5 protein-coding genes are annotated in these 5909 nt (G+C 62.7%); 4 read left to right on the top strand and 1 reads right to left on the bottom strand.

The genetic code is table 11. The features are described from left to right. Positions 1-103 precede the first annotated feature (103 nt). Positions 104-310, top strand: coding sequence for a cold-shock protein (locus IV098_RS15515; RefSeq protein ID WP_018077615.1), 207 nt, complete (start codon positions 104-106; stop codon positions 308-310). 125 nt (positions 311-435) lie between these two features. After that, positions 436-978: a YaeQ family protein gene (locus tag IV098_RS15510; protein ID WP_296890683.1), complete on the top strand. Its 543-nt coding sequence runs from the start codon at positions 436-438 to the stop codon at positions 976-978. Here IV098_RS15510 and IV098_RS15505 read toward each other — a convergent pair. Then, positions 975-1856 carry an SAM-dependent methyltransferase gene (locus IV098_RS15505; RefSeq protein ID WP_296890681.1) on the bottom strand — a complete coding sequence of 294 codons (882 nt, stop codon included), beginning with the start codon at positions 1854-1856 and terminating at the stop codon, positions 975-977. The two genes, IV098_RS15510 and IV098_RS15505, sit on opposite strands and share 4 nt — an antisense overlap. A 173-nt stretch (positions 1857-2029) precedes the next feature. Between IV098_RS15505 and IV098_RS15500 the strand changes: the two genes are divergently transcribed. Further along, the gene (locus IV098_RS15500; protein ID WP_296890679.1) at positions 2030-2776 is read left to right on the top strand and encodes a sulfurtransferase; all 747 of its coding nucleotides are present in this window, start codon (positions 2030-2032) and stop codon (positions 2774-2776) included. 78 nt (positions 2777-2854) lie between these two features. Next, on the top strand, positions 2855-5909 hold a 3055-nt coding region (locus IV098_RS15495), incomplete at its 3' end, for an ATP-binding protein (RefSeq protein WP_296890678.1).

The following is a 5909-nucleotide window of genomic DNA, read 5'->3' as shown; positions in this document are numbered from 1 at the left end:
TTGGATTCAAGCTTTAAATTGCGGTACCTCTGGTAAGCGTTTTCCTTGAAATTCGATCGATAGGGCATGTCGCCCAATTTTTTTTTGATAGATAGGAAACAAGATGGAAACGGGTACTGTTAAGTGGTTCAACGATGCAAAAGGTTTTGGTTTCATCACCCCGGACAACGGCGGCGAAGACCTCTTTGCACACTTCTCTGCAATCAACTCCAGCGGCTTCAAGTCCCTGCAGGAAAACCAGAAAGTCAGCTTCGAAGTGACGACTGGCCCCAAGGGCAAACAAGCATCGAACATCCAGGTTGTGTCGTAATCCTTCCGACCTGATGTGAAAAAACCCCGGTTCGCCGGGGTTTTTTTATTGATGTCCCCGGGTATGCAGCGTCCTGCACATGCCTGGTTTCAGCTTCCCACCGCCTTTTTCGTGAGTGAACCGACATGGCGCTCAAAGCCACCATCTACAAAGCCGACCTGCAGATTGCCGACATGGATCGCCATGTCTACGGCGACCACGCGCTGACCATCGCGCGGCATCCTTCCGAAACCGACGAGCGCATGATGGCGCGCGTGCTGGCTTACGCACTGTATGCGGAAGAGGGCATCGCGTTCACCAAGGGGCTGTTCGATGTCGACGAGCCGGAAGTCTGGGTCAGGAATCTGGTCGGCGAGATCACGCTGTGGATCGATCTTGGGCAGCCCGACGACGCGCGCATCCGTCGCGCCTGCAGCCGCGCCGATCAGGTAATCGTGCTGTGTTACGGCAGTGGCTGCGAAGTGTGGTGGAAACAGATTGCCAGCAAGCTCACGCGCTTCACCAATCTGACCGTGCTGCAATTGCCTGCCGCCACCAGCCAGGCGCTGGCCGCACTGGCTGCACGCAGCATGCGTCTGCAATGCATGGTGCAGGACGGCGAAATCTGGCTCAACAGCGAGACCGAAAGCGTGCCGGTGACGCTGACGCGCCTGCAGGTGCCGCGTTAAGCCAAATCCGGGGGCGACGCGAGAAAGCGTGCTTCCAGTTCCTGCAGGTTCAGTTCCTGCAAAATCTGCTGCAGGCGTTCGCGCGCATTGCCGCGCGGTGTGCCGGTCCGGGTGGCGATGATGAGTTCGTTCTTCATCGAGTGTTCCCAGCCCACCAGTTCGGTGACGGTGAGCTGGTAGCCGTGCGCTTCCAGTTGCAGGCAGCGCAGTACGTTGGTGAGATGGCTGCCGAACTCGCGGGTGTGGATCGGGTGGCGCCAGATTTCCGACAGCGGCGTTTTGCCGAAGGATGCGTTCTTGTGTTTGCGTAGCACCGTGGCAACCTCGGCCTGGCAGCACGGCACCAGCACGATGTGGCGCGCCTGTTTGGCCAGCGCAAACTGGATGGCGTCGTCGGTCGCGGTGTTGCAGGCATGCAGCGCGGTGACGATGTCGATGTGGGCGGGCAGCTGCGCCGATTGCGTGGACTCCGCCACCGTGGTGTTGATGAAGCTCATGCGCGAAAAACCCAGCTTCGCCGCCAGCGCGCGCGATTTTTCCACCAGTTCGTCGCGCGTCTCGATGCCGTAGATGTGGCTGCCGGGACGCTCCTTCAGATACAAATCGTAGAGGATGAAGCCGAGGTAGGACTTGCCGGCGCCGTGGTCGGCCAGGGTCAGCGTGTCCTGACGGCCGAGCACCTCGTTCAGCAGCGGCTCGATGAAATTGCACAGGTGCGTCACCTGCTTCAGCTTGCGGCGGCTGTCCTGGTTGAGCTTGCCGTCGCGCGTCAGGATATGCAGTTCCTTCAGCAGTTCGACCGACTGGCCGGGACGCAGCACATCGGCCAGCGGGTCGCTGAAGGCGGGTTTGGGGATGGGCTGGCGGGTGTTTTTCATGCTGCTTCCTGACGCGTCGGATCAGGCAGGCGTACGTGCTGTGGGGAGGGGGTCGCTTTGTCCATGTGGGGCTGCAGTTAAAGTGGATGCGCGAAGAGTATCAAAGCCCGCGTTGGATTGATCCTGTGTGCCCGGTTTCCGGGATAATGCCGCCTTGCTGAAAGGGTTTTGTCGTGTCCGTCGTCAATATTTCCTGTTACAAATTCGTCACCCTGACCGACCGCGAGGCCTTGAAGGCCGACCTCACGGCGCGCTGTCTGGCGCTCGGGCTCAAAGGCACGATCCTGCTCGCGCCCGAGGGCATCAATGTTTTTCTGGCCGGTTCACGCGAGGCGATTGATGCCATCGTCTCCCATCTGCGCGCCGACCCGCGCTTCGCCGACCTGGCACCCAAGGAAAGCCTTTCCGCCGAGCCGCCGTTCAAGCGTTTGCGGGTACGGCTGAAGCAGGAAATCATCACCATGAAAATGCCGCTGATCCAGCCCGAGGCGGGTCGCGCGCCGTCGGTCACGGCCGCCACGTTGAAGCAGTGGCTGGATCGTGGCTGCGACGACGCCGGGCGTGCGGTCGTGATGCTCGACACGCGCAACGACTATGAAGTGGAAGCCGGCACCTTCGACAACGCCGTCGATTACGCCATCGGCATCTTCAGCGAATTCCCGCCGCAGCTCGCTGCGCACCGCGACGACTTCGCAGGCAAGACCGTCGTCTCGTTCTGTACCGGCGGCATCCGCTGCGAAAAGGCCGCCATCCACATGAAGGCCATCGGCATCGAGCATGTCCACCAGCTCGAAGGCGGCATCCTCAAATATTTCGAGGAAGTGGGCGGCGCGCATTACCACGGCGACTGTTTCGTGTTCGACGAACGCGAGGCGGTGAGCGCCGATCTGCAGCCAGCTACGGGTCGACTGCATCGCTAGCGTGTGCTTCCGGCCCGCGCCTGCGTCGCACTGATATATTTCCGTTTCCGTCCCCCGCCAAGATAAAGCCGCATTTCGATGGAACAGCCAGCCAGCAGCGCCACTCTCCCCAAAGCCATCCAGCGTGTAATCAAGGTTCGCCGCGACTACAACACCTGGGTCGCCAACGAGACCATGGAGGATTACGCGCTGCGCTTCACCCCGCGCAGCTACCGCAAATGGACCGAGTCGCGGGTCGCCAACACCGCGTTCGGCGCGGCGGCCTTCCTGGTGCTGGAAGCGGTGGGCGCCACGCTGCTGGTCAATTACGGTTTCGTCAACGCCGCGCTGGCGATTCTGGCGACCGGGCTGATCATCTTTCTGGTGGGCCTGCCGATCAGCATCTACGCGGCGCGCTACGGCGTCGACATGGACCTGCTCACCCGCGGCGCGGGCTTCGGCTACCTCGGCTCCACCATCACTTCGCTGATCTACGCTTCGTTCACCTTCATCTTTTTCGCGCTGGAGGCGGCCATCATGGCCTACGCCCTCGAGCTGGCGTTCGGCATCCCGCCGGCATGGGGGTACCTGATCTGCGCGCTGGTGGTGATTCCGCTCGTCACCCACGGCGTCACCGTCATCAGCACCTTGCAAACGATCAGCCAGCCGGTCTGGCTGGTGATGCTGGTGCTGCCGTTTGCGTTTCTGCTGGTGCAGGAGCCGGATGCCTTTGCCGGGATCACCGGCTATGCCGGCAAGGGCAGCACGGATTTCGACATCCATCTGTTCGGTGCAGCCATGGCGGTGGGGCTGGCGCTGATCACCCAGATAGGCGAACAGGTGGATTACCTGCGCTTTATGCCCGAGCACACGCCGGCCAACCATCGCCGCTGGTGGACCGGCGTGGTGGTGGGCGGTCCCGGCTGGGCGGTGGCGGGAGGACTCAAGATGATGGGCGGGGTGCTGCTGGCCTGGCTGGCGATCAGCCACATGGTGCCGCTGGAACGCGCGGTCGACCCCAACCAGATGTATCTGGTCGCCTACGAATACGTGTTCCCCCAATATGAATGGGCGGTCGCGGCGACGGTACTGTTCGTGGTGATTTCGCAGCTCAAGATCAATGTCACCAACGCCTACGCCGGCTCGCTGGCCTGGTCGAATTTTTTCGCTCGCCTCACCCACAGCCATCCGGGGCGGGTGGTGTGGGTGGTGTTCAACATCCTGATCGCGCTGATGCTGATGGAGCTGGACCTGTTCCAGGCGCTGGGCCGCGTGCTGGGCCTGTATTCCAACGTGGCGGTGGCGTGGATGATGGTGGTGGTGGCCGATCTGGTGATCAACAAGCCGCTCGGGCTGTCGCCGCCCGGCATCGAGTTCCGCCGCGCCTATTTATATGACATCAATCCGGTCGGGGTCGGTGCAATGGGCATCGCCTCGGGGCTGTCGGTGGCCACCTACGTCGGGCTGTTCGGCGACACGCTGCAACCCTTCGCCATTTTCATCGCGCTGGGCGCGGCACTGGTCTGTTCGCCGCTGCTGGCCTGGCTCACCGGCGGCCGCTATTACATTGCGCGTCCGCTCGAGCCGGTGGATGGCGCGACGGCCATGCACAGCTGCTGCATCTGCGGCAAGGATTACGAGGCGGACGATCTGGCGCGGTGCCCGGCCTATCAGGACAACATCTGCTCCCTGTGCTGTTCGCTCGACGCGCGCTGTCACGACCTGTGCAAGCCGCACGCGCGGCTGGGCGAGCAGTGGGCGCTGCTGCTGGAGCGTTTTCTGCCGGCGCAGGCGCGGCCGTTTCTCGACGCCGGCCTCGGCCATTACCTGCTGCTGATGGCCGGCGTGGTGCCGCTGCTGGTGCTGTTGATGGGGCTGCTCTACTACCAGGAAGTGCTGGCGCTGACCGACGAAACCGCAGCGCTGCTGCCGGCCTTGCAGCAGTCGTACCAGCGCGCATTCGCGGCCTTGCTGCTGGTGTCGGGCGTCGTCGCCTGGTGGCTGGTGCTCACCCACAAAAGTCGCCAGGTGGCGCAGGAGGAATCCAACCGCCAGACCGAACTGCTGATGCAGGAGATCGATTCCCACCAGCGCACCGATGCGCTGCTGCAGCAGGCCAAGCTCGTGGCCGACCAGGCCAACCAGGCCAAGAGCCGCTACATCACCTCGATCAGCCACGAGCTGCGCACGCCGCTCAACAGCATCCTTGGCTATGCGCAGATACTGGATCAGGACACGTCCATCCCGCCGCAGCGGCGGCAGGCGATCACCGTCATCCGCCGCAGCGGTGATCATTTGCTGTCGCTGATCGAAGGCACGCTGGACATCGCCCGCATCGAAAGCGGCAAGCTCACGCTCAACGTGCGCCCGCTCGATTTTCCGGATTTCGTTCAGCAGCTGGTCGGCATGTTCGAGCAGCAGGCGCGCCACAAGGGGCTGGATTTTCACTATCGGCCGGACGGCGCGTTGCCCGCCATGGTGCGCGCGGACGAACGGCGGCTGCGCCAGATCCTGCTGAATATCCTGGGCAATGCGGTCAAGTTCACCGTCAGCGGCAGCGTCACCTTGCACCTGCGCTACCAGCGCGAAATGGCATTCTTCACCATCAAAGACACCGGCCCCGGTATCGCGCCCGAAGAAATCAGCCACATCTTCGAACCCTTCTCGCGCGGCAGCGCCGCCCACGTCGGCGCCACCGGCGGCACGGGTCTCGGCCTCACCATTGCCCGCATGCTGACCGACGTGATGGGAGGGGAACTGAGCGTAGCGGGGAATCCCGGCAAGGGTAGCCGCTTTGAGGTGCGGTTGTTTTTGCCGCGCATCCATGCCGAGCAACTGGTGGCCGAATTGCCGCTGGCGCAGCGTATCGGCTACGTTGGCGTGCGCCGGCGCATTTTGGTGGTGGACAACGAGCCGGTGGACCGGGAACTGCTGGTCAACCTTCTGGAGCCGCTGGGCTTCATGGTGAGGCAGGCCGCCAGCGGGCAGCAATGCCTGCAGGATATTCCGCGTTTCCGCCCCGATGTCATTTTCATGGACCTTGCCATGCCGGGCATGGACGGCTGGGAAACCCTGCGGCAGATTTGCGCAGGGGGGCTGACCGATGCGGCACTGGCCATCATCTCGGCAAACGCGTTCGAGAAGGGCGCCGAAA

The sequence above is a fragment of the Thiobacillus sp. genome (assembly GCF_018780105.1).
Classification (GTDB): domain Bacteria; phylum Pseudomonadota; class Gammaproteobacteria; order Burkholderiales; family Thiobacillaceae; genus Thiobacillus.
Note: the sequence above shows the minus strand (reverse complement) of the source record. Positions and strands in the feature narration are given on the sequence as shown.

Bases quoted from the DNA above. Each gene is read 5' to 3' on its own strand.
- IV098_RS15515 (WP_018077615.1), top strand. From the start codon at position 104: ATGGAAACGGGTACTGTTAAGTGGTTCAACGATGCAAAAGGTTTTGGT.
- IV098_RS15510 (WP_296890683.1), top strand. From the start codon at position 436: ATGGCGCTCAAAGCCACCATCTACAAAGCCGACCTGCAGATTGCCGAC.
- IV098_RS15505 (WP_296890681.1), bottom strand. From the start codon at position 1,856: ATGAAAAACACCCGCCAGCCCATCCCCAAACCCGCCTTCAGCGACCCG.